The organism is Rhodococcus jostii RHA1 (genome assembly GCF_000014565.1).
Taxonomy (GTDB): domain Bacteria; phylum Actinomycetota; class Actinomycetes; order Mycobacteriales; family Mycobacteriaceae; genus Rhodococcus_F; species Rhodococcus_F jostii_A.
On record NC_008268.1, the window covers coordinates 1,269,714 to 1,292,144 of the forward strand.

Annotated in this window: 21 protein-coding genes and 2 tRNA genes; 10 read left to right on the forward strand and 13 right to left on the reverse strand. The window is 68.1% G+C overall.

The genetic code is table 11. The annotated features are described in order from the left end of the window. Window positions 1-29 precede the first annotated feature (29 nt). The 5 genes from RHA1_RS05800 (at window position 30) to RHA1_RS05820 (ending at window position 5,551) form a co-directional block, all read left to right on the forward strand. Window positions 30-1,301, forward strand: coding sequence for a PucR family transcriptional regulator (locus RHA1_RS05800; RefSeq protein ID WP_005261202.1), 1,272 nt, complete (start codon window positions 30-32; stop codon window positions 1,299-1,301). A gap of 127 nt (window positions 1,302-1,428) precedes the next feature. Next, a complete protein-coding gene (locus RHA1_RS05805) occupies window positions 1,429-2,346 on the forward strand; it encodes an ACP S-malonyltransferase (protein WP_005247836.1) in 918 nt (305 codons plus the stop codon). 106 nt (window positions 2,347-2,452) lie between these two features. Continuing rightward, on the forward strand, window positions 2,453-2,764 hold the full coding sequence (acpM, locus tag RHA1_RS05810) for a meromycolate extension acyl carrier protein AcpM (protein ID WP_005247839.1): 312 nt from the start codon (window positions 2,453-2,455) through the stop codon (window positions 2,762-2,764). A gap of 8 nt (window positions 2,765-2,772) precedes the next feature. Further along, a complete protein-coding gene (locus tag RHA1_RS05815) occupies window positions 2,773-4,023 on the forward strand; it encodes a KasA/KasB family beta-ketoacyl-ACP synthase (protein ID WP_005247840.1) in 1,251 nt (416 codons plus the stop codon). A gap of 94 nt (window positions 4,024-4,117) precedes the next feature. After that, a complete protein-coding gene (locus RHA1_RS05820; RefSeq protein ID WP_009473915.1) occupies window positions 4,118-5,551 on the forward strand; it encodes an acyl-CoA carboxylase subunit beta in 1,434 nt (477 codons plus the stop codon). 72 nt (window positions 5,552-5,623) lie between these two features. On the opposite strand, the gene RHA1_RS05825 is transcribed toward RHA1_RS05820, so the two are convergent. The 4 genes from RHA1_RS05825 to RHA1_RS05840 form a co-directional block, all read right to left on the reverse strand. Beyond that, on the reverse strand, window positions 5,624-6,133 hold the full coding sequence (locus tag RHA1_RS05825) for a DUF3145 domain-containing protein (RefSeq protein WP_005247843.1): 510 nt from the start codon (window positions 6,131-6,133) through the stop codon (window positions 5,624-5,626). A 125-nt stretch (window positions 6,134-6,258) separates the two neighbouring features. Then, window positions 6,259-7,077: a serine hydrolase domain-containing protein gene (locus RHA1_RS05830; protein WP_011594298.1), complete on the reverse strand. Its 819-nt coding sequence runs from the start codon at window positions 7,075-7,077 to the stop codon at window positions 6,259-6,261. Window positions 7,078-7,122: 45 nt separating this feature from the next. Further along, window positions 7,123-8,250, reverse strand: a complete 1,128-nt coding sequence (locus tag RHA1_RS05835) for an NDMA-dependent alcohol dehydrogenase (protein WP_005247847.1) — start codon at window positions 8,248-8,250, stop codon at window positions 7,123-7,125. A 110-nt stretch (window positions 8,251-8,360) separates the two neighbouring features. Beyond that, window positions 8,361-8,879, reverse strand: a complete 519-nt coding sequence (locus RHA1_RS05840; protein ID WP_009473918.1) for a DinB family protein — start codon at window positions 8,877-8,879, stop codon at window positions 8,361-8,363. 66 nt (window positions 8,880-8,945) lie between these two features. Here RHA1_RS05840 and RHA1_RS05845 point away from each other — a divergent pair, with 66 nt between their 5' ends. Further along, window positions 8,946-9,779: an MBL fold metallo-hydrolase gene (locus RHA1_RS05845; protein WP_237726848.1), complete on the forward strand. Its 834-nt coding sequence runs from the start codon at window positions 8,946-8,948 to the stop codon at window positions 9,777-9,779. Between the two features lie 16 nt (window positions 9,780-9,795). On the opposite strand, the gene RHA1_RS05850 is transcribed toward RHA1_RS05845, so the two are convergent. Together RHA1_RS05850 and RHA1_RS05855 are read right to left on the reverse strand one after the other, a co-directional pair. Further along, window positions 9,796-10,278 carry an adenosine-specific kinase gene (locus tag RHA1_RS05850; RefSeq protein WP_009473920.1) on the reverse strand — a complete coding sequence of 161 codons (483 nt, stop codon included), beginning with the start codon at window positions 10,276-10,278 and terminating at the stop codon, window positions 9,796-9,798. A gap of 94 nt (window positions 10,279-10,372) precedes the next feature. After that, window positions 10,373-10,446, reverse strand: a tRNA-Ile gene (locus RHA1_RS05855). A 217-nt stretch (window positions 10,447-10,663) separates the two neighbouring features. On the opposite strand from RHA1_RS05855, the gene RHA1_RS05860 reads away from it, so the two are divergent. After that, window positions 10,664-10,894 (forward strand): DUF6480 family protein, encoded by a 231-nt coding sequence (locus RHA1_RS05860; protein ID WP_041811138.1) that lies wholly within the window; start codon window positions 10,664-10,666, stop codon window positions 10,892-10,894. Here the strand turns inward: RHA1_RS05860 and RHA1_RS05865 are convergent. Together RHA1_RS05865 and RHA1_RS05870 are read right to left on the reverse strand one after the other, a co-directional pair. Then, the gene (locus tag RHA1_RS05865) at window positions 10,835-12,004 is read right to left on the reverse strand and encodes an AI-2E family transporter (protein ID WP_011594301.1); all 1,170 of its coding nucleotides are present in this window, start codon (window positions 12,002-12,004) and stop codon (window positions 10,835-10,837) included. The two genes, RHA1_RS05860 and RHA1_RS05865, sit on opposite strands and share 60 nt — an antisense overlap. Before the next feature lie 125 nt (window positions 12,005-12,129). After that, window positions 12,130-12,202 (reverse strand) — tRNA-Asn (locus RHA1_RS05870). 138 nt (window positions 12,203-12,340) lie between these two features. Between RHA1_RS05870 and RHA1_RS05875 the strand changes: the two genes are divergently transcribed. Further along, the gene (locus RHA1_RS05875; protein ID WP_005570860.1) at window positions 12,341-12,589 is read left to right on the forward strand and encodes a hypothetical protein; all 249 of its coding nucleotides are present in this window, start codon (window positions 12,341-12,343) and stop codon (window positions 12,587-12,589) included. Window positions 12,590-12,604: 15 nt separating this feature from the next. Here RHA1_RS05875 and dnaG read toward each other — a convergent pair whose 3' ends face one another. The 4 genes from dnaG to RHA1_RS05895 all read right to left on the reverse strand — a co-directional run bounded on the left by dnaG (window position 12,605) and on the right by RHA1_RS05895 (window position 17,879). Further along, window positions 12,605-14,539: a DNA primase gene (dnaG, locus tag RHA1_RS05880; RefSeq protein ID WP_009473922.1), complete on the reverse strand. Its 1,935-nt coding sequence runs from the start codon at window positions 14,537-14,539 to the stop codon at window positions 12,605-12,607. A gap of 48 nt (window positions 14,540-14,587) precedes the next feature. After that, on the reverse strand, window positions 14,588-15,793 hold the full coding sequence (locus RHA1_RS05885; RefSeq protein ID WP_011594302.1) for a lipase family protein: 1,206 nt from the start codon (window positions 15,791-15,793) through the stop codon (window positions 14,588-14,590). A gap of 87 nt (window positions 15,794-15,880) precedes the next feature. Further along, window positions 15,881-17,179 (reverse strand): deoxyguanosinetriphosphate triphosphohydrolase, encoded by a 1,299-nt coding sequence (locus RHA1_RS05890; RefSeq protein WP_009473924.1) that lies wholly within the window; start codon window positions 17,177-17,179, stop codon window positions 15,881-15,883. A gap of 7 nt (window positions 17,180-17,186) precedes the next feature. Then, complete coding sequence (locus RHA1_RS05895) at window positions 17,187-17,879, reverse strand: YdcF family protein (protein ID WP_011594303.1); 693 nt, start codon at window positions 17,877-17,879, stop codon at window positions 17,187-17,189. 69 nt (window positions 17,880-17,948) lie between these two features. Between RHA1_RS05895 and RHA1_RS05900 the strand changes: the two genes are divergently transcribed. Next, the gene (locus RHA1_RS05900; protein WP_011594304.1) at window positions 17,949-20,009 is read left to right on the forward strand and encodes a TPM domain-containing protein; all 2,061 of its coding nucleotides are present in this window, start codon (window positions 17,949-17,951) and stop codon (window positions 20,007-20,009) included. Between the two features lie 161 nt (window positions 20,010-20,170). Beyond that, entirely contained in the window at window positions 20,171-20,845 is a 675-nt protein-coding gene (locus RHA1_RS05905) for a hypothetical protein (protein WP_041811143.1), read from the forward strand. A 7-nt stretch (window positions 20,846-20,852) separates the two neighbouring features. On the opposite strand, the gene RHA1_RS05910 is transcribed toward RHA1_RS05905, so the two are convergent. Next, a complete protein-coding gene (locus RHA1_RS05910) occupies window positions 20,853-22,244 on the reverse strand; it encodes a glycine--tRNA ligase (RefSeq protein ID WP_005571613.1) in 1,392 nt (463 codons plus the stop codon). Window positions 22,245-22,431: the final 187 nt, after the last annotated feature.

Here is a 22,431-nt window from a genome sequence, read left to right on the forward strand (position 1 = left end):
CGGGCGGCGGTGGGCGTAGGTTCTTGACTATGGTCGAGCAGAGTCCGTTGGTCTCCCGCAGACGACAAACCCGGGATCCGTTGCCCGACGCGCTGTTGCGTCGCGTCAAACAGTTCTCCGGTCGCCTCTCGACCGAGGCCGTCACGACGATGCAGGACCAACTGCCGTTCTTCGACGACCTCGACGCCGCTCAACGCTCCAACGTGCAGTTGCTGGTTCAGACGGCGGTCGTGAACTTCCTCGAGTGGCTCAAGAACCCGGACAGCGACATCCGGTTCAGCCTGGACGCGTTCCAGGTCATTCCGCAGGATCTCGCGCGCAGGCTCACCCTCAGCCAGACGGTGGACATGGTCCGCGTGGCGATGGAGTTCTTCGAGCAGTGGCTGCCGGCGCTCGCCCGCAACGACCAGCAGCTGATCGCCCTCACCGAGGCCGTCCTCCGTTACGGCCGCGAACTGGGTTTCGCGGCCGCCTCGGTGTACGCGAGTGCCGCGGAGTCCCGCGGTGCGTGGGACACCCGGCTCGAGGCACTCGTGGTCGACGCCGTGGTCCGTGGTGACACGGGCTCGGACATGTTGTCGCGGGCGGCGACCCTCAACTGGGACGCCACCGCCCCCGCCACCGTCATCGTCGGCACTCCCCCCGAGGACGAACGGGTCTCCGTCGTCGGCACGGTCCACACCATCGCGCAGAAGCACGGACGCGCCGCCCTCGCCGTGGTGCAGGGTTCTCGGCTCGTGATGGTCGTCAGCGGCGAACTTCAGGAGGGGTCGGGGCACTCGAGTTTCATGACCGACCTGCTCGGCAAGTTCTCGGACGAGCCGGTGATCATCGGCCCGACCACGCCGACGCTGGGTGCGGCGCACTTCAGTGCCGTCGAGGCGCTCGCCGCGATGCAGGCGGTCGCCGGCTGGCGGGGCGCGCCTCGGCCCGTCCACGCCGCCGAATTGTTACCCGAGCGCGCACTGCTCGGGGACAACGCCGCGGTCACCGCTCTGAACGACCATCTGGTCGCGCCGCTGGCGGCCGCCGGAGGTGTTCTCACCGACACTTTGGACGCATATCTCGACTGTGGAGGTGCGGTTGAGACTTGTGCCCGGCAGCTGTTTGTTCATCCAAATACTGTGCGGTATCGACTCAAGAGAATCGCCGAAGTCACCGGTCGCGATCCGACGAATCCGCGGGATGCGTATGTACTCAGAGTGGCTGCCACAGTGGGTCGATTGACACATTCCCATAACGAACCCATATCACGTTTAACACCAGTCACACCCTTCCCATTCGGAGAAGCAGGGCTGTAACGAACGTCTGTCCAGATTCGATGCGAGGACCCCACGTGCAATTTTGTGGGAACCCAACAAATCCGCCGACAAAGGTTCATCCGCAACGACATCTCGCAGCACGCCGTTGACGGTGTTCTCTTGAAGAGTGATTTCGTTGCTCGCCCCGGGTCAGGGCTCTCAGACTCCCGGCATGCTCATCCCTTGGTTGGAGCTGCCGGGTTCTCATGACCGTGTCGCACTGTGGTCGAAGGCTGCCGGCCTCGACCTCGTCCGCCTCGGTACCACCGCGACAGCGGAGGAGATCACCGACACGTCGGTGACTCAGCCCCTCGTCGTGGCCGCCGCACTCCTCGCCTTCGAGGAACTCGACGCGCGTGGCCTGGTTCCCGCAGACACCATCGCGGCCGGGCACTCGGTCGGTGAACTCGCCGCAGCCGCGGTCGCCGGAGTCCTCTCCGCCGACGACGCCGTCGCCCTCGCCGCCGTCCGCGGCGCGGAGATGGCGAAGGCCTGCGCACTCGAACCGACCGGCATGTCCGCGGTCCTCGGGGGCGACGAGGCCGAGGTGCTCGCCCGCCTCGACGAACTGGGCCTCGAACCGGCCAACCGCAATGCGGCGGGCCAGATCGTCGCGGCAGGTCTGCTGTCGGCGCTCGAGGAACTCGCGGCCAACCCGCCGGAGAAGGCGCGGGTTCGCGCTCTTCCCGTCGCAGGCGCGTTCCACACCCGGTTCATGGCTCCCGCGCAGGAGGCCGTCACCGAGGCTGCGTCCAAGATCACACCGGGTGAACCCACCCGCACTCTGCTCTCCAACGCCGACGGCGCACCGGTCGCATCCGGAGCCGACGCACTGACTAAACTGGCCGCGCAGGTAACCCGACCTGTGCGTTGGGACCTGTGTACCGCAAGCCTGCGGACCGCTCAGGTCTCCGCGATCGCGGAACTTCCACCAGCCGGAACCCTCGTCGGTATCGCCAAGCGTGAAATGCGCGGCACGCCGACTCTGGCACTCAAGACCCCGGGGGATATCTCCGCGCTAGCCGAACTGACAGAACTCGGCTAGTTTGCTGCGCGCACCTCGGTGCGTGCAGGGCCCGCAGGCGCGGCCGATGGGGACGTGCCTGCACAACTCCAGATACATCTACACCGAATTAGAAGGGAGCCACTCAGTGGCCGCCACCCAGGAAGACATCATCGCCGGACTCGCGGAGATCATCGAGGAGGTCACCGGTATTGAGCCGTCCGAGGTGACCATCGAAAAGTCTTTCGTCGACGACCTCGACATCGACTCCCTCTCCATGGTTGAGATCGCCGTCCAGACCGAGGACAAGTACGGCGTGAAGATCCCCGACGAGGATCTCGCCGGACTGCGCACCGTCGGTGACGCCGTGTCCTACATCCAGAAGCTCGAAGCAGAAGGTGGCGCCGACGCGGAGGCCGTGAAGGCGAAGCTCGAAGCTGCCAAGAACGACGAGGAGTGAGCTCAGCCGTGACTTCCGCCTCGACCAACGGGAAGCAGTTCCCCAACATCGTCGTCACCAGCCTCGCGGCCACGACGTCGATCGCTGGTGACGTGGATGCCACGTGGAAGGGCCTGTTGGCCGGCGAGAGCGGCATCGACACCATCCGGGAAGCCTTCGTCACGGAGAACGACCTTCCGGTGACGATCGGCGGCAAGCTCAAGGTGTCGCCCGACGAGTCGCTGTCCCGGGTGGAGATCCGCCGGATGAGCTTCGTCGAGCGGCTGGCGCTCGTCTTGGGCCGTCAGGTCTGGGAGAACGCCGGCAGCCCGGAGGTCGACAAGGATCGCCTCGGCGTCGTGATCGGCACCGGACTGGGCGGCGGCGAAGCTCTGATCGACGCCGTCGAGAAGATGAAGGCCGGTGGGTACCGCAAGGTGTCGCCGTTCGCCGTCCAGATGGTGATGCCCAACGGTCCGTCGGCCACCGTCGGACTCGAGCTCGGGGCCCGCGCCGGAGTGATCACTCCCGTGTCGGCCTGTTCCTCGGGTTCCGAGGCCATCGCCCATGCGTACCGCATGCTGGTGATGGGCGACGCGGACATCATCGTCGCCGGTGGTGTGGAGGGTTACCTCGACGCCGTGCCGATCGCGAGTTTCGCGATGATGCGCGCGCTGAGCACCCGCAACGACGATCCGAAGGCGGCTTCGCGGCCGTTCGACAAGGATCGTGACGGCTTCGTGTTCGGTGAAGCCGGAGCGATGATGGTCCTCGAAACCGAGGAGCACGCCAAGGCTCGCGGTGCCACCATCCACGCCCGTTTGCTGGGCGCGGGAATCACCTCCGACGGGTTCCACATCGTCGCTCCCGATCCTTCGGGTTCGGGCGCTGCGCGGGCCATGACGAGGGCGATCGAGACGGCTGGATTGACGAAGACGGACATCCAGCACATCAACGCGCACGCCACGGCAACGCCGATCGGTGACACGGCAGAGGCGAACGCCATCAAGGCTGCCGTCGGCAACCATGCTGCGGTGTACGCACCGAAGTCCGCGTTGGGGCACTCGATCGGCGCCGTCGGTGCGCTCGAGGCGGTGCTCACGGTCCTGAGTCTGCGTGACGGAGTCATTCCGCCCACGCTGAATCTCGAGAATCAGGATCCAGAGATCGACCTGGATGTCGTCAAGGGCGAAGCCCGTTACGGCGAGATCGATTTCGCGATCAACAACTCGTTTGGTTTCGGTGGGCACAATGTCGCGCTCGCCTTCGGCCGGGCCTGACAGCCGGTCCTGCTAGCTCGCGGGTGGAGACCCCTTCTCTGAAGGGGTCTCCACCCATCGACAGCCCACCCGGGCCCGCCACAAGGAGGACGCGATGACAATCTTGGCACCCGCGACTAAGTCCGATGCGTCGATCGATCCGCGCGATCCCCTTGCGCGCCTGGAGAAGCTGTTCGACGCCGGGACGGTCGTCCCTCTGCATCCGCGTGACAAGTCCGGTGTTCTGGCCGCGTCCGGCAACATCGACGGTGTCCGCACCATCGCCTACTGCTCCGATGCCACCGTCATGGGCGGCGCCATGGGTGTCGAAGGCTGCAAGCACATCGTGACGGCGATCGACACCGCCCTCGAGGAAGACGCCCCGATCGTGGGTCTCTGGCACTCGGGTGGCGCGCGTCTCGCCGAGGGCGTCGAGGCCCTGCACGCCGTCGGACTGGTCTTCGAGGCCATGGTCCGCGCGTCCGGCCGCGTCCCACAGATTTCCGTCGTCCTCGGCTTCGCGGCCGGCGGTGCGGCGTACGGTCCCGCGCTGACCGACATCGTCATCATGGCGCCCGAGGCCCGCGTCTTCGTCACCGGACCGGACGTGGTCCGCAGTGTCACCGGTGAGCAGGTCGACATGGTGTCCCTCGGCGGTCCCGACACGCACACGAAGAAGTCGGGTGTCGCGCACATCGCCGCCCACGACGAGGGTGACGCCCTGCACCGGGCGCGCCGCCTGGTGTCGATGTTCTGCGAGCAGGGCGAGTTCGATCAGGCCGCGGCCGCGCACGGCGACACCGATCTCCGCGCGCTCATGCCCGAGTCGGCGAAACGCGCCTACGATGTCCGTCCGATCGTTCACGAACTGCTCGACAACGTCGAGGGCGAGTCGAGTTTCGAGGAACTGCAGGGCAATTACGCCCGCAGCATCGTCACCGGTCTCGGACGCCTCGGCGGCCGCACCGTCGGTGTCATCGCCAACAACCCGCTCCGCCTGGGTGGTTGCCTGAACTCGGAGAGCGCCGAGAAGTCGGCTCGTTTCGTCCGGTTGTGCAACGCATTCGGCATCCCGCTCGTCGTGGTCGTGGACGTACCCGGTTACCTCCCCGGTGTGAGCATGGAATGGGAAGGCGTCGTGCGTCGCGGCGCCAAGCTGCTCCACGCGTTCGCCGAAGCCACGGTTCCCCGCGTGACGGTCGTGACCCGCAAGATCTACGGCGGCGCCTACATCGCCATGAACTCCCGCGCGCTCGGCGCCACCGCCGTCTACGCGTGGCCCGATGCCGAGGTCGCCGTCATGGGCGCCAAGGCCGCCGTCGGCATCCTGCACAAGCGCGCCCTGGCCGCAGCGCCGGAAGACGAGCGTGAGGCCCTGCACGAGCGTCTGGCCGTCGAACACGAGAGCATCGCCGGTGGCGTCGACCGCGCCGTCGCGATCGGTGTGGTGGACGAGGAGATCGACCCCGCCAAGACGCGCAGTGTCGTCACCGCCGCCCTCGCCGCCGCTCCCTCCAGCCGCGGCGACCACAAGAACATCCCGCTGTGATCTGAGCTCTGGTCGAGAGAAGGCCCCCGCCGTTGTTGTGGCGGGGGCCTTTTCGCGTCCGTGAGCGGGGTGTCAGCCGACGTCGCGGCGCAACCAGGTGACCTCGGCGCCTTCGCCGCCGCTGCGGAACGGCTCGAGAGCCTCGTCCCAGGCGGTTCCGAGTGCGTAGTCCAGTTCGGCCGCGATGTCGCCGCCCGCTTGCATCAGTGCCCGCAGCCGCATCTCACCCACGACGACATCGCCGTTCGCGCTGGTGGACCCGTGCCACAGACCCATACCGGGCACGTGGCTGTACCGTTCGCCGTCCACGCCCTCACTGGCGTCCTCGGTGACCTCGAAGCGCAGCATCGGCCAGGCGCGGAGCGCGTTGACCAGCCGTGAGGCGGTGCCGACAGGCCCCACCCAGCTGGTGGTCGCGCGCAGAACGCCGTTGGAGGCCGGCTGCGAGGTCCATTTCAGGTTGGCTCGGCAGTCGAGGGTCGCGGTCAACGCCCATTCGATATGGGGGCACAACGCGGCGGGCGACGAGTGGATGTAGACAACACCAGCCGTCGCGTCCGCGAACTGATTCAATGCGCGCACTCGAGCCTCCTGCTTCGACGAGGGACGTCTTCCCCAACGGCCTCAGTCGGTGTGTGCAGCGGGCTCGGTTGATCAGTGTGCCTTGTGATGCCTGTGTTGCGCCAGTGATTCGAGCAATCGGTGTGTCATCGCCTTCTGCGTTCCGAGAGGATACCGTCGCTCAGCTCGGTCCACAGGGGCTTGGCCCAGTCGCCGAAATCCCGGTCCGTCAATGCGACGCACGCCAGTCCGGCGGCCGGATCGACCCACAGGAAGGTGCCGGACTGCCCGAAGTGGCCGAACGTCCGCGGCGAGTTGCCGGTGCCCGTCCAGTGCGGGCTCTTGCCCGAACGGATCTCGAATCCCAGACCCCAGTCGTTGGGCCGCTGTGAGCCGTATCCGGGCAGGATTCCGTCCAGCCCGGGAAACTGCACGGAGGTGGCGTCCGCGAACGTCTGAGGCGAAATGAGGGCCGGGCGGAACAGTTCCACTGCGAACCGGCCGAGATCGCCCGCCGACGCCTGCGCTCCGTGACCGGCGGGCCCGACGAGCGCTGACGCGCCCATCGACAGTGGAGCGAAGACGGATTCCGCGACATAGTCGGCGAAATCGATCGACGTCTCGGCGGTGAGGAAGTCGGCGAGCACCTCGTAGCCGGCGCTCGAGTAGATCCGCTTGCGCTCCGGTGCCGTCTGCACACGGTTCGCATCGAACGCGAGACCCGACGCGTGCGCCAGCAGGTGACGCACGGTCGAGCCCTCCGGGCCTGCGGGCTGGTCGAGTTCGACGGCCCCCTCCTCGGTGGCCACCAGGACCGCGTACGCGCAGAGCAGCTTGGTCACCGAGGCCAGGGGGAAGACGCGCTGCTGGTCGCCGTACTCGCCGATCACCCCTTCGTCGTACGACAGGACCACCGCCGCAGCGTTGTCCACGGGCCATCGGGCAATCTGATCGAGACTCTGCACCCGGTCAGCCTACGAGAGCGGCCCGCGGTCAGCAGCGGCGAGCCGTCACCAGTCGGCTTCGGTGTATCGGATGACGCCGCGAATGTTCTTGCCGTCGAGCATGTCCTGATACCCGTCGTTGACACCTTCGAGGGTGTAGGTGCGGGTGATCATGTCGTCGAGGTTCAGCTGCCCCGACTTGTACATGGCCAGCAGGTTCGGGATCTCGACCCGGGCGTTTCCGCCGCCGAAGATGGTGCCTTTCAGGTCCTTCTGCAGCATCGAGAAGAGGAACAGGTTCAGCTTGACGTCCATGTCGGTCATCGCGCCCATGGCCGTGACGACGCACGTGCCGAACTTGCTGGTGAGCAACAGGGCTTCCTCGACGTATTCGCCGTGCATCTCCCCGACCGTGATGATCGTCTTCTGCGCCATCAAACCGTTGGTGAGCGCGATGATCGGCTCGATTGCGGCGGCGGCACTCTCGAACGCGTGGGTGGCCCCGAACTTCAGTGCCTGTTCCCGCTTCCACGGCACCGGGTCGATGGCGAAGATCTGACGCGCCCCGGACGCCACCGCGCCCTGCAGTGCGCTCATGCCGACGCCGCCGACCCCCATGATGACGACGGATTCGCCCGGCTTCACCTCCGCCATCCGCGTCGCCGAACCCCATCCGGTGGGTACGCCGCAGCCGACGAGGGCGGCGACGTCGAACGGAATGTCCTTGTCGATCTTCACGACCGACGTCTCGTGCACGACCATGTAGGGCGAGAACGTCCCGAGCAGACACATCGGGATGACGTTCTCGCCGCGCGCGTGGATGCGGAAGGTGCCGTCGCTGATCGCCAGCCCGCTCAGGAGTCCCATTCCGAGGTCACAGAGATTCTGGTGTCCCGCCGAGCACGCCGGACAGCGTCCGCAGGCGGGCACGAACGAGAGCACGACGTGGTCGCCGACTTCGAGGTCCTTCACCTCCGGCCCCAGCTTGGTGATGACGCCGGACCCTTCGTGGCCGCCCATCACCGGGAAGGACGCCATCGGCATCGAACCGGTGACGATGTGGTGGTCGGAGTGGCACATTCCGGCGGCTTCCATGCGAATCTGCACCTCGCCCGCAACCGGATCGCCGATCTCGATCTCCTCGACCGACCACGGCTCGTTCAGGCCCCACAGGATCGCACCCTTGGTCTTCATGTGTCTTCCAACCCTTCATTCATGTCTGCGCATCTGCTGATGTGACGATAGACACAAACGGGCCGAATTGGAACACGTTCTACCGAATCGGGTCCGGGAATCCGAAACTGTTACCCCGACACGTCGTGGAGGTGATGGATCGGATCGTGGACGAAGTACTTGGCCAGCGACTCCACCGTGAACGATGCGCCGTCGCTCCGCCGCCCGGTCCGCACCCGGAATTCCGGCGCGACGGCCTCGAAGTCGTCCGCCACCGCAGCGCCTGCCGCGCGCAACTCGGCGTCGACGACGGCCGGATCCTGCTCGTTGTAGCGTTCGGCGACCGCGGTCTCGTCCTGATCCCAGTTCGGGAACAGTGGATCCGTCTCGTCGAGCACGAGCCGGAGCCGGACGTCGAAGATCCGGAACACGTCGCGAACGTGTGCGGCGTACTCGAGCGCCGACCACGTCTGCTCGTCCGGCCGGACCGTCACGTCGGGGCGGGCGAGGACCGGCGACCAGGCCTCCGCGTTCGCCCGGACGAGAGCCGGGATGTCCTCGTACCGTGTTGCCGCCGAGTCGAACCCGCAGTCGGGGCACGCCCGGTCGAGGACCCAGGTCCAGTTCTTCGTGTCGGGAGTGATCGCCATGGCGGTCATCGTAGAACGGCCACAGATCCCGCCGTGCGAATGCCGCCCACCGGTACGGTCGCGAGCATGCACGCCACCTTTCTCGGTGTTTCCACGATCCTGTTGTCCGACGGCGAGACGTCGCTGATGACGGACGGGTTCTTCTCCAGGCCGCCGCTCCTGCGCTCTGTCCTCCGGCCGCTGCGCCCCGACGGTGCCGCCGTCGACCGGGCCCTCGCCCGAACTCGAACCGACCGCCTCGCCGCCGTCCTCGTCGCGCACTCGCACTACGACCACGCGATGGACTCCCCGACGGTTGCGGAGCGCACCGGTGCGGAACTCGTCGGTTCGCCGTCGACGCGTCACATCGCCGAGGGCTACGGGTTCGCGATGGACCGGTTCCGGACGATCCAGGTGCGAACTCCCGTGAGGTACGGCGCATTCGAGGTGACGGCGCTGCCCGCCGAGCACAGCCCCCGGGCGAAGTTCCCGGGCACGATCGAACACGCGGTACACCCGCCGGCATCGATCGGCGAATACGCGCAGGGCGACTGCTTCTCGTTCCACTTCGCGCACCCCGACGGCCGCGTCCTCGTCCACGCCAGTGCGAACTTCGTTCCCGGCGCGCTCGACGGATACGACGCCGACACCGTCTATCTCGGCATCGGCACACTCGGCAAGCAGTCCGACCGGTTCCGCCGCGACTACTGGGACGCACTCGTGACCCGGACCGGCGCACGCCGCGTGATCCCGATCCACTGGGACAATTTCTGGAAACCGCTCGACCGGCCGCTGACGCCGCTCCCCCGCTTCGCCGACAACTTCCGGCGGTCCCTGCGGTTTCTCACCGAGAGGGGCCTGGCCGAGGGGGTCGACGTGCAACTCCCGGTTGCCTGGGAACGCGTCGATCCGCTGGCCTAGTCCGGGCTCCGCTCGCTCAGAGCTTGTAACCGATCGTCCGGAGCAACGCCTTGCGGTCGGCGACGTCGGCATCGGTCTCGACACCGGCGGGTGGGCGGCCGTCGATCACGCCGGCGATGCCCCGGCCGAGTTCCGTCTCGGCCACGATGATTTCGAGGGGGTTGGCGGTGGCGCAGAAGATGCCACACACCTCCGGCACCTGCTTCAGCGTGTTCAGGACGTTCACCGGGTAGCCGTCCTCCAGGAACACGAAGAACGAGTGTCCCGCGCCGACCGCGACGGCGTTACGGGTGGCCAACTCGACGAGACGGTCGTCGTTGCCGGAGCAGCGCACGAGGCGAGGACCCGAGGCCTCGCAGAACGCGACACCGAACCGGAGATGCGGGCCCACTCCGACCAGGGCCTCGTGCACGTCCTCGACGGTCTTGATGAAGTGGGACTGTCCGACGATCACGTTCATGTCGTCGGGTTTGTCGATCGCCACGATCTGCAGCTCCACGATGGCCTCCTCGGATGCCTTTCAGTCTGCCCCGCTCCGGCACGGAGAACAACGACGGAGCGGGCGTTCGACTTGGGGCATCCGCGGAAAACGGTGGGGCGGGCGGGGCTCGAACCCGCGACCAATGGATTATGAGTCCACGGCTCTAACCGACTGAGCTACCGCCCCATCGCCGCACTACTCGCGATCGCGGCGTGCCGATGTTACCGTGCGCCCGCCGTGGGCGCGTAGCCGGGACGAAGCCCGCCCTGACAGGACTTTTCGTGGTCGGCGAACCGGATCGTGTCCGGACGTGGGCACTGCCCCGCCGCCGTGTGTGCGAACGCGTCTTCCGGGGTACGCGGGTGTGATCCGCAGTGCGGAGGATCACGAGAGGGAGCACAGGATGAGCGTCGAACGACCAGGACCGGAACCGGACGATGCACCGGCGCTCGACGACGGAGGGGGCGTTCAGCCGGGTGACACGCCACCGGATCCCGGCCAGACCTCGGGGTTGTCGCATCCGCAGCCGATGCCGGGCCGGACGGTGCCGATCCTCGCGTTCATCGTGGTGGGTCTACTCGTCCTCGCGGTCGCGGCCTTCTTCGTCGCCCGCGTGTTTGCGTTGTTCGACTGAGGTGACCGGCGCCGATGCGTCTGCGACGAGTTCGTACCGTCGCCCGTACGTTTCGACGAGGGCCTGGATCGCGGCGACCACCGGCACCGACACCAGGGCGCCGACCGGACCGAACAGCGAGGCGCCCACGATCACCGATCCGAACGCGACCGCGGGGTGGATCGAGACCGTCGCGGACGTGATGCGCGGGTGCAGCACGTAGTTCTCGATCTGCTGGTAGACGGTCCCGAACACGATCACCCACACACCGTCCATCGGCTGGGACGCCGCCGCGATGATCGCGGGGAGGGCGATCGCGAGGTAGGTGCCCAGGGTGGGGACGAACTGCGAGACGATGCCGGTCCACAGCGCCAGCGGCAACCAGTAGGGCACTCCGATCGCCACGAGGAAGATGCCCGTGGCGACCGAACTCACCGCAGCGAGGATCAGCCGCGACACCACGTATCCGCCGGCCTTCTCGACCGAGATCTCCCACACCACCGAGATGACCCCCTGTTGCCGCGCCGGAAACCAGCTCGAGATCGTGCGGCGAAGGGCAGGCCCCTGCGCGGACATGTAGAACACGAACAGCAGCAGCGTCAGCATCTGGAACACGACACCGAGCAGCGACGACAACACACCCAGAACTCCCGGCGTGAACCGCTCGGCGAGGTCTCGGATGGTCTCGGGTGTGAGGTGGATCAGATCCTCGCCCGTCGCGAAGTCGGTGTCGAACACGCGATTGGACCAGTCGGTGACCGAGGACAGCGCACCCGGCAGGGCCTTGAGGAGCTGGGCGAGTTGCTGCGCGAGCAGTGTCCCGAAGAGTGCCAGGAATCCGATGGCGAAGACGAACAGCGCGAACAGCACGAGTCCGGTGGCGGCGCCGCGCCGCAACCCCCGGCGCTCGAGCCAGTCGACGACCGGTTCGATGGTGATACTGAACAACCACGCGAGGAACAGCAAACCCAGAAAGCTCCGCAGGTTGACGAACAGCCAACCCGACAACTGGTAGGCGGCGACGGCCAGCAGGACGTAGAGGATCGAGGGCAGAAGCCACCGCGGGGCGTCGCCCGTGCCGAAGCGCCCGATCGACCCTGTCCGCCCGATTTCGCGGCCGTCCTCGCTCATCGCACACCCCGCGATCGATTGCTGCCGATACAGCGGGAATGTACTCGCCCCGGACGGTGCACCTGTCCGAATTGACCGGGCGCAGCAGAAAACCCCGCCCGGATCAACCGGACGGGGTTTCGATGCTCCCCCGGCTGGACTCGAACCAGCAACCGTCCGATTAACAGTCGGAAGCTCTGCCAATTGAGCTACAGGGGATTATTCTGCTGTGCTTCGCCGTTCCCGGCGATGCGAGAGAAACTGTAGCGCATAGCCCCACCCCAGTACCAAATCGCCTGCCTGTCGACGCATCAGGCAGGATGGGTGCAGGTCGTTGTGTGTCGGGAGGAAGCGGGAATGATGCGGTTGTTGATCGGTATCGCTGCGGGGTACGTGCTGGGTACGCGAGCAGGACGTGCGCGCTACGAACAGATCAGCCGGGCCACCAAGGCCGTGGCCACCAGCCCGGCCACGAAGAAGGTGCTGCAGATGTCGCGTCAGAAGCTGTCCGACTCCCTGAACACTCAGCCGAAGCTCGAGCCCATGAAACCGCTCGACGAGGAAACGACCATCCTGGTTCCTCAGGATCAGCTCAAGAAGAAGTAGCCGGCGGTGGCCGGTTCAGCCGGCCATCCCGTCCCGGTTGGTGTCGCCGATCGCCTGATCGAGCAGGCTGCGGCGGTACTGCTCCAGGGCGACGAGGTCGCCGAGCAGCGAATGGAACTCGTCCGACGCCGTGGCCGGTGAAATGCGCTGCAGCTTGGACTTCAGTTCCGCCACCTGCTCCCCCACCCACACCTCCTGCAGGCGTGCGATCACGCCGGAGATGTATCGCGGCACGGTGTCCTCTTCGGCGGGCAACGGCTCGACTGCGAGTTCGGACACGAGCGACGCCGCGGTGACGTCGTCGACACCGCGGCTGACCGCGTCGACCCACTCGCCGCCGCCGAGTCCCGCGCTGGTGCCGCCGGACGCGATCATCGACTCACGGATCACGACGTACGTCGGGTGCGTGAACGTCTCCACCGGCAGCGAGTCGAATACGGTGCCGGCGATCGCCGGGTACTGCAACGCACCCTTCAGTGCCTCGCGCTGCGCCCACAGCGTCGGATCGTTCGGCCGCGGCCTGGTGAGCCCGACCGGCAACTGCGGTGTGTCCTGGTCCTCGTCCCGGGCGGCCTTCTTCTTGGGCGGCGCAGGCAGCGACCCGCGGGTGGACGCCCGCTTGCGTGCCTCGTCCCGCACCCGCTGCCGGACGGCGGCGATGTCGTCCCAGCCCACCCAGCCGGACAACTGGACGGCGTAACTGTCACGCAGCGTCGCTTCCTTGATCTGCGCGACCACCGGCACGGTGCGCCGCAGCGCCTCGACCCGGCCCTCGGCGGTCTCGAGGTCGTGCTCGGTGAGGATCGACTTGACCACGAACTCGAACATCGGTGTGCGACGCGCCACCAGGTCGCGGACGGCGGCGTCACCCGACTTCTGCCGCAACTCGCACGGGTCCATGCCCTCGGGTGCCACGGCGACGAACGTCTGCCCGGCCATCTTCTGGTCACCCTCGAACGCCTTCATCGCCGCGGCCTGGCCGGCGGCGTCCCCGTCGAACGTGTAGATGATCTCGCCGCGAAAGTAGCTGTCGTCCATCAGCAGTCGCCGCAGCATCGCGAGGTGGTCCTCACCGAACGCGGTGCCGCAGGCGGCGACGGCGGTCTTGACCCCGGCCAGGTGCATCGCCATGACGTCGGTGTATCCCTCGACCACCACGGCCTGATGCCCCTTGGCGATGTCGCGCTTCGCGAGGTCGAGCCCGAACAGCACCTGAGACTTCTTGTACAGCATGGTTTCCGGCGTGTTGACGTACTTGCCGGGCATGGTGTCGTCGTCGAACAACTTGCGGGCACCGAACCCGATGACGTCGCCGGACAGGTTCCGGATGGGCCAGAGCAGGCGCCGGTGGAAGCGGTCGATGTGACCGCGGCGCCCGGCTTTCGACAGGCCCGCGGCCTCGAGCTCCTTGACGTCGAAACCCTTACCCAGCAGGTGCTTCGTGAGGATGTCCCAGCCGTCGGGTGCATACCCGCACCCGAACTGCTGCGCGGCCTGCGCGTCGAAGTTCCGTTCCGTCAGATAGTCGCGGGCCGCCTGTGCATCGGGTTCCTGCAGACGCGCCGAGTAGAACTCCTGCGCGGCGGCGTTGGCCGCGACCAGCCGGGAGCGGGTGCCGCGGTCGCGTTGCACCGAGGTGCCGCCGCCCTCGTACGAGATGGTGTAGTTCAACCGGTCGGCGAGCTGCTCGACGGCCTCGACGAAACTGATGTGGTCGATCTTCTGGAGGAAGGAGTAGACGTCGCCGCCCTCGCCGCACCCGAAGCAGTGGTAATGCCCGTGGTTGGGCCGCACGTGGAATGACGGCGACTTCTCGTCGTGGAACGGGCACAGCCCCTTCATGGAGTCGCCGCCCGCGCGCTTGAGGGAGACGTACTCCCCCACGATGTCCTCGATCCGTGTGCGCTCGCGAATGGCCGCAACGTCACGATCAGGGATTCTGCCAGCCACGAACGACAGTCTAGGCGCTCCGCCGCAGCCCGAACTTCCGCCTCGGGGTCAGCAGTTCGACGGGGCGGGAATCCCGGCGAATCGGTCGCCGAGATAGCCGAATGCGGGACCGGCACCGAGCATGGTGGCGGTGCCGTGGTCGGCGCCCGGGATCACGTCGAACTGCACCGGCACACCCTGTGAGCAGTACCGGGCGACGGTGTTCTGCACCGGCTCGATGGCGACGAGGGGGTCCGCGCTGCCGTGCCAGACGAACATCGGCGTCCTCGGGACTCCCGGATACAGTTCGACGCTGTTCTCGTCCATCACCGAGCGGCCGGACGGATCGGCGAGGATGCCGGGACCGTTGGTCAGGTCGGGTAGCGACTTCCCCGCACCGGCGCCGAGTATCGAATCCGTGCACATGTTGCTCATCTGCGCCCGCAGGGCGAGTCCGTCGCCGTTGAGGCCGTCCCCCAGCGGCGAGCGCGTCGGGTATTCACGCTCGAGACCGATGGCGGCCGCGAATCCCAGGCCGAACGCCTGCGAGCGGGTGCTGCCCAGCCGGTCGGCCAGTTCACCGATGTTCACCGGTGTGCCGCCCTGGGCGGCGCCCACAATGTTCAGTTCCGGGGCGTAGGTGGGTGCGAGCGCCGCAGCCCAGTTGGTCGCCATGGCGCCGCCCGAATAGCCGGCCAGCCCGACCGGACTGCCACCGAGTCCCGCTTCCGGGAGCCGCTGCGCGGCGCGGACGCCGTCGAGGACGAGCCGGCCGCCGAGTTTCGCGGCTCCGTACGCGCTGGTCGGTCCGAGGTGGTCGGGCACGGCCACGGCCCAGCCGCGCGCGAGCAGGGCGTTGAGGGCGGGCCCCTCCTGGATTCCGCCGGTGAACAGCTGATGGGACGGCGCGCACTCGAGCCCGAGCGCGTTGACGAACGGCTGGTAGGACACGAGCGGCCGGTTCGCGGGAGTGCCGCGGGGTACCAGCACCGTGGTGATGGCGGCGATGGGCGCTCCGGCGGAGTTGGTCGACTTGTACTTCACCTGCCAGGCGTCGGCGGTGGGGTATCCGGTGGCGGCGACCGGTCGGCTCGCCAGCACGTCACCGTCGGCGCGTGCCCCGACGTCGACGGGCGCACCGTAGAACGGGTCGGGGTCCGCGAACGGGTACGCCGGCGCGGCCTGGGCCGCGGGTGGGGCCAGTAGGGCGGCACCGACCGCCACCGCCAGCGCTGCGGACGTCGAACCGATGATCTTGCGCACTGCAGACTTCATCCGGTCTCCCTGACCATTGGGGTGCGAGCTGTCTCTAGACGTATTCGTAGCACCGCGGCGGCAGGATGGGTCCGGCTTCCGACTTTGTCAGCCCCAGCTCGCCTGGGCTCCGAGACTCGACTTGTCGACGCGTTCGAGACGGCTCTCGGTGTAGGAGGCGATCTGGTCGACGACGACCCGGACCCGTGCGGGATCGTCGGCCGCGGCGTTCCAGGCGGGAACCAGGATGGGGTCGAGACCGGCGGGTGCGGTCGCGAGCAGCCATTCGGCGACGCGGTGCACCCGGTCGCGCTGGCGTGCCTGCCGCGCCCGGTGGCCGGCATCCGACATCACGTAGTTCAGTGCGAACGTCTTGAGCAGCGCCACCTCCGCCGCCACCACCGGCGGGACCACCAGGTCGGCGTCGTACCGGGCGACCGGCTTGTCGCCGTGGACGTCGCGGGTCCCGATGATCGCGGCGGTCGCGAACCGGCCGACCAGTTCGCTGGTGAGGTTCTTCAGGGCGACCGAACTGGTGAGCGTGCCGTCGTAGCTGCCCACCTCGACGACGACGGGCAGAAGACTCAACCGCGTCGCGGCCTCGATCAGTTCCTCCACGTCGAGCCCCGGGAACTCCGACGCACCGAACTCGGCGAGCGCCCGCTGATCCACCGGATCGGCCAGTGACCGCAGATCGATGCGCCCGTCGATCACGCCGTCCTCGACGTCGTGCACGGAGTAGGCGACGTCGTCGGCCCAATCCATGACCTGCGCCTCGAGGCACTGGTGGCCGTCGGGGGCACCCTCGCGGATCCACGCGAGCACGTCGGCGTCGTCGTCGTAGGCCCCGAACTTCGCGCCGGGGCGCGGCCGGGTCCACGGGTACTTGATCGCCGCGTCCAGCGACGCGCGGGTCAGATTGAGCCCGGCACTGCTTCCGTCGGGGTAGAGCACCTTCGGTTCGAGGCTCGTGAGGATACGCAGATTCTGGGCGTTGCCCTCGAACCCACCGCAGCTTTCCGCGACCTCGTCGAGGGCCTTCTCCCCGTTGTGGCCGTACGGCGGGTGACCGATGTCGTGCGCGAGGCCGGCGAGGTCCACCAGATCGGGATCGCAGCCGAGACCGTCGGCGATCCCGCGACCGATCTGCGCCACCTCGATCGAGTGCGTCAACCGTGTCCGCGGAGTGTCACCGTCCCGGGGACCGACCACCTGGGTCTTGTCGGCGAGTCTGCGGAGCGCGGCCGAGTGCTGGACGCGGGCGCGGTCGCGGGAGAAGACGGATCGGTGTTGCGCGGCCGCGATCTGGCTGCCCGGGATTCCCGCCCGTTTCGGTGCCTCGCGGACCCGCCGGGCGACGTCGTGCGCGGAGTACACGTCGCCGAGGGGTGTCGTGTGTGCTGTCATCGAATGTCTACTGTCCCGCCGTGTAGGGGAAGTCGGCCGAGAAGTGGGTGAGCTGGTACCAGATCAACGCCCCTGTCTCCCGGGCGATTCCGTGCAACTGGGATTCGCGGGTGAACACCGCCGGCCCCTGCCGGGTGGGCGCCGTCCAGGCGTCGAGTCCGGCGTCGCGTGCCATCGTCCGCGTCCGCAGCGAATGCCAGGGGTCGCTGACCAGGACCGCCGAATCGATGCCCTGCGCCGCCATCGCCTCACTGACCGCCTCGATGCTGAGCAGGGTGTCGGACCCCTCCTCGACCGCGGTGATGCTGTCGGCGGGGACGCCGCGCGAGATCAGATAGTTCTTGCCGGACGCCGCCTCGGTGTACTCGTCGCCCTCCTGTTTGCCGCCGACCGTGATGACCTCGGGGGCCACCCCGCGCTCGTACAGCTTGTACGCCTGCTCGAGCCGGGCCTCGAACACCGACGACGGGGTTCCCGAGTACTGGGCGGCCCCGAGCACGACGATCGCGTCGGCGGCCGACGTGTCGTCGATCCGCGCGACCTGCCACACCCGGACCGCGGTGCCGAGCACCAGCGCGGCGGCGAGGAGGACCACGCCGGCGATGATCCGGCGGGTCCACCGGGCCAGCGTGCCGGCGAACCCCAGGCGCGCAGGACGGCGCGGGAGGTCGTGGCGTTCACGGCTCGGTGCAGAATTCACTCCCTGATTCTGCCAGCTGTCGCCGAACTGTCCCGATGACGACTCGCCACACCCGATAGATTTGCTGCCATGCCACTCGCACCGCGCCTCGAGCAGACGCCGTCGTCCCGCCCCCGACAGCCCCGTGCTCGGCGGTTCGCCGCCGTTGGCGCCGTCTCCGCACTCCTGACTCTCGTGGCGATCCTGTTCTCTCCCGCGATCGCCTCGGCGGACGCACCGTTCCGTCTTCCCGGCCAGATCACGGACACCGTCGGTGTGCTCGACGCCGACCAGCAGAGCGACGTCCAGGCCGCGATCGACCAGCTGTACGACGAGCACAAGGTGCGGTTGTGGGTGGTGTACGTGCCCGACTTCAACGGGCTCGGCGCCGGTCCGTGGGCGGATCAGACGGCGCAGGCGTCCTCGCTCGGCGACCGCGACGCCCTGCTCGCGGTCGCGACGGTCGACCGCGAGTACGCCCTCATCGCGCCGGACGGACTGTCGGAGATCACCAGCGACGAGGCCGAGTCGATCCGGGTGGATGCGGTGGAACCCGCCCTGCGCGAGGAGGATTGGGCCGGAGGCGCGATCGCCGCAGCGGGCGGCCTGGGCGACGCGATGAGTCCGGGCGAAGGAATGTCGGTGCGCACACTGCTGATCGGCGGCGGTGTGGTCGTCGTGGGCGCGGGTGGCGTGGTGCTGTATTCGCGGAAGAAGAAGCACGACCGCATCCGGGCCGGCGTCGAGGCGGCGCGCAGCATCAGCCCCGAGGACACCGCCGCGCTGACGGCGCTGCCGCTGCCGACGCTGGACGAGCGCGCCAAGGAGGTGCTCGTCGAGACCGACGACGCGCTGCGTACGAGTCAGGAGGAACTCGACCTGGCCCGCGGGGAATTCGGCGAGCAGGCCACGGCATCGTTCACGGCGGCGTTCGACACGGCGAAGGCGACACTCGCGGCCGCGTTCACCGTCCGCCAGCGACTCGACGACGCGATCCCCGAGACCCCACAGCAGCAACGGGAGATGCTCATCGACATCATCACCTCGTGCGGGCGCGCCGACCGCGAACTCAACGAGCGGGTTCAGGAGTTCGACGGACTCCGGGACCTGCTGATCAACGCCCCCGACCGACTCGACGCGCTCACCCGGGACATGGTCGCACTGACTGTGCGCATCCCCGATTCCACGCAGACGCTCGCCACCCTGCAGACCGAATTCCCGGCCGCCGCACTCGCTTCCGTCGCCCACAACGTGACGATGGCGGAGGAGCGGCTCGCGTTCGCGGAACGGGCCGTGGCCGACGGCAGGGACGCGATCGCCCTGCCGCCCGGAAAACAGGGACCGGCGGTGTCGGCGATCCGCGGAGCCGAGGGCGCCCTCGAACAGGCCCGGACGCTACTCGACGCCGTCGACCACGCCGCGGAGGACATCCGGCACGCCATCGCGACGCTGCCGGCCGCGATCACCGACGTGGAGGCCGGGATCGCGGCCTCAGCCCAGTTCACCGAGCAGGGTGGAGACCGGCTCGCGTCGGCCCGCGCCGCGGCCGAGGCAGCGCTGGCGGCGGCCCGCACTGCCGCGGACACCGACCCGCTCGGCAGCTTCACCCAGATCGTCAAGGCAGACGCGGAACTCGACGCCGTCCTCGCCGAGGCGCAGGAATCCCGGCAGCAGGCCGAGCGCGCGCAGCAGCGTCTCGAGCAGGACCTCGTGGCCGCGCAGTCGCAGGTCACGGCGGCGTCGGACTTCATCGGCACCCGACGCGGCGCGGTGGGAGCGGACGCCCGGACCCGCCTGACCGAGGCGCAGCGGCACCTGGCGGGCGCGCAGCAACTCCGCGCCACCGACGCCTCCCGCGCGCTTCAGCACGCCCAGGCCGCGGCCGGCCTGGCGGCCGACGCACTGCGCCTGGCGCAGAACGACGTGAGCCGCTGGGAGTCCCGCCAGCTCCCCGGGCCCGGAAGCGGTGGCGGGAACGCCACCGGTGCGATCCTCGGCGGCATCCTGATCGACAGCATCCTGCGCGGCGGATTCAGCGGCGGCGGCAACTGGGGAAGCCGCGGCTCCGGCGGCGGCGGCCGCAGCAGCGGCCCGCGGTCCTTCGGCGGGCCGAGCAGCTCCGGCCGGATCAGTGGGGGCGGCCGATTCTGACGTCCTCCCGAGTCTTCGTCGCACTCGCCTGCGTCGCGGCCACCGCCTGCGGCGGCCTGTCGGGCTGCGCGGGCGGGGATCCGACCGAGGACGACGCGATCCCGCTGTCGGCGGAGGCGTATCGCAGCCGGGAGGACGACGCGGCGGGTGGGCGGATTCACGTGCGGATAGCGAACACCGGCGATGTGCCCGTCGACGTGACATCCGTGGCGTTGGACAGTCCCGGCTTCGAGGCGGCACCCGAGACCCGGCGCGTGGTCGAACTCGGTCCCGGCAACCGGATCGATGTCGAGGCCGAATACGGCCCGGTGCGCTGCGACACACCCCCGGAGCCGGCGTACACCCTGATCGGGGTCGCCGATCCGAGCGGCTCGCCCGTGCGGGTGCCGCTCGCTGCCCCGTACGACGTCCTCGGCCGTATCCACGACAGTGACTGCGCCGCAGAGGATCTGGCGCGGGCCGTACCGGTGACACTGATCCCGGCGGCGGCTCCGCCCGAGCCGGCAGCACCCCTGCCCGCCCAGCTCGTCGTGAGCCGGGGAACGGCGTCGGGTGACATCCGGTTGGACGAGATCGGCGGCAGCGTCCTGTATGCGCTGCACGGCGCACTGCCCGCCACCATGCGGGCGGGCGAGGACCGGCTGAGCGTCGACATCACCATCGACGCGGCGCGCTGCGACCCCCATGCCCTCGCGGAGGCGAAGAAGCCCTTCGTCTTTCCGCTGTGGATCGCCGTCGGCTCCTCGGCACCGGAATACTCGCGCATCCCGGTGTCCGAGGAGAACCGGCGAATCCTGACGAACTATCTGACCGTCACCTGCGACGCGCGCAGGTGACGGCGGATCAGGAACCGATGAGGCGCTGCGCCAGGTAGCCCTCGACCTGGTCGAGCGCGACCCGCTCCTGGGCCATGGAGTCACGCTCACGGACGGTCACGGCGTGGTCCTCGAGCGTGTCGAAGTCCACGGTGATGCAGAACGGTGTGCCGATCTCGTCCTGACGGCGGTAGCGGCGGCCGATCGCGCCGGCGTCGTCGAACTCGACGTTCCAGTGCTGGCGGAGCGTCGCGGCGAGATCCTTGGCCTTCGGCGTCAGGTCCGCGTTGCGCGACAGCGGCAGCACCGCAGCCTTCACCGGGGCGAGACGACGGTCCAGACGCAGCACGGTGCGCTTGTCGACGCCGCCCTTCGCGTTCGGCGCCTCGTCCTCGGTGTACGCGTCGACGAGGAACGCCATCAGCGAACGCGTGAGACCGGCTGCCGGCTCGATGACGTACGGCGTGTAGCGCTCACCGGTGGCCTGGTCGTAATAGTTGAGGTCGGTGCCCGAATGCTTCGAGTGGGTCGACAGGTCGAAGTCGGTGCGGTTGGCCACACCCTCGAGCTCGCCCCACTCACTGCCCTGGAAGTGGAAGCGGTACTCGATGTCGACGGTGCGCTTGGAGTAGTGCGACAGCTTGTCCTGTGCGTGCTCGTACAGGCGCAGGTTGTCCTTGTTGATGCCGAGCCCGGTGTACCAGTCCATGCGGTAGTCGATCCAGTACTGGTGCCACTCTTCGTCCTCGCCGGGCTTGACGAAGAACTCCATCTCCATCTGCTCGAACTCGCGGGTGCGGAAGATGAAGTTTCCGGGCGTGATCTCGTTGCGGAAGCTCTTGCCGATCTGGCCGATGCCGAACGGGGGCTTCTTGCGCGACGTGGTGAGCACGTTCGCGAAGTTCACGAAGATGCCCTGCGCGGTCTCCGGGCGGAGGTAGTGCATGCCCTCTTCGCTCTCGACCGGGCCGAGGTACGTCTTCAGCATCATGTTGAAGTCGCGGGGCTCGGTCCACTGACCGACCGTGCCGCAGTCGGGGCAGGCCACGACGTCCATCGGGACGTCGTCCGGGTTGTCGAGGCCCTTCTTCTCCGCGTACGCCTCCTGCAGGTGGTCCTGACGGTGGCGCTTGTGACAGTTGAGGCACTCGACCAGCGGGTCGTTGAACACGCCGACGTGACCGGACGCCACCCACACCTCGCGGGGCAGGATGACCGAGGAGTCGAGGCCGACGACGTCCTCACGGCTGGTGACCATGTTGCGCCACCACTGCTTCTTGATGTTCTCCTTGAGCTCGACGCCCAAGGGGCCGTAGTCCCAGGCCGACTTCGTGCCTCCGTAGATCTCACCGCACGGGTAGACCAGGCCACGACGCTTGGCGAGATTGACGACGGTTTCGACTTTGGACTTCGGTGCCACTCGGGTGCTCTCCATCTGGGTAATAGATGCATGGTTCACGTGCGCTTTTCGGAGCCCAGCCTATCTGCCCGACCGCGGTCGGTTCACCCACCCGGTTGACATGCGTATTCGTGCATATCAAAATGGAATCGATTTGCAATAAGGTGAGGGTGATCCTCCCGGGCCGACGGCCTCGCGGCCACGGTCC

Excerpts from the sequence above, each read along its gene's own strand:
- RHA1_RS05800 (WP_005261202.1), top strand. The coding sequence starts at position 30 with ATGGTCGAGCAGAGTCCGTTGGTCTCCCGCAGACGACAAACCCGGGAT.
- RHA1_RS05820 (WP_009473915.1), top strand. The coding sequence starts at position 4,118 with ATGACAATCTTGGCACCCGCGACTAAGTCCGATGCGTCGATCGATCCG.
- RHA1_RS05835 (WP_005247847.1), bottom strand. The coding sequence starts at position 8,250 with ATGAAGACCAAGGGTGCGATCCTGTGGGGCCTGAACGAGCCGTGGTCG.
- RHA1_RS05840 (WP_009473918.1), bottom strand. The coding sequence starts at position 8,879 with ATGGCGATCACTCCCGACACGAAGAACTGGACCTGGGTCCTCGACCGG.
- RHA1_RS05845 (WP_237726848.1), top strand. The coding sequence starts at position 8,946 with ATGCACGCCACCTTTCTCGGTGTTTCCACGATCCTGTTGTCCGACGGC.
- RHA1_RS05860 (WP_041811138.1), top strand. The coding sequence starts at position 10,664 with ATGAGCGTCGAACGACCAGGACCGGAACCGGACGATGCACCGGCGCTC.
- RHA1_RS05865 (WP_011594301.1), bottom strand. The coding sequence starts at position 12,004 with ATGAGCGAGGACGGCCGCGAAATCGGGCGGACAGGGTCGATCGGGCGC.
- RHA1_RS05875 (WP_005570860.1), top strand. The coding sequence starts at position 12,341 with ATGATGCGGTTGTTGATCGGTATCGCTGCGGGGTACGTGCTGGGTACG.
- RHA1_RS05885 (WP_011594302.1), bottom strand. The coding sequence starts at position 15,793 with ATGAAGTCTGCAGTGCGCAAGATCATCGGTTCGACGTCCGCAGCGCTG.
- RHA1_RS05890 (WP_009473924.1), bottom strand. The coding sequence starts at position 17,179 with ATGACAGCACACACGACACCCCTCGGCGACGTGTACTCCGCGCACGAC.
- RHA1_RS05900 (WP_011594304.1), top strand. The coding sequence starts at position 17,949 with ATGCCACTCGCACCGCGCCTCGAGCAGACGCCGTCGTCCCGCCCCCGA.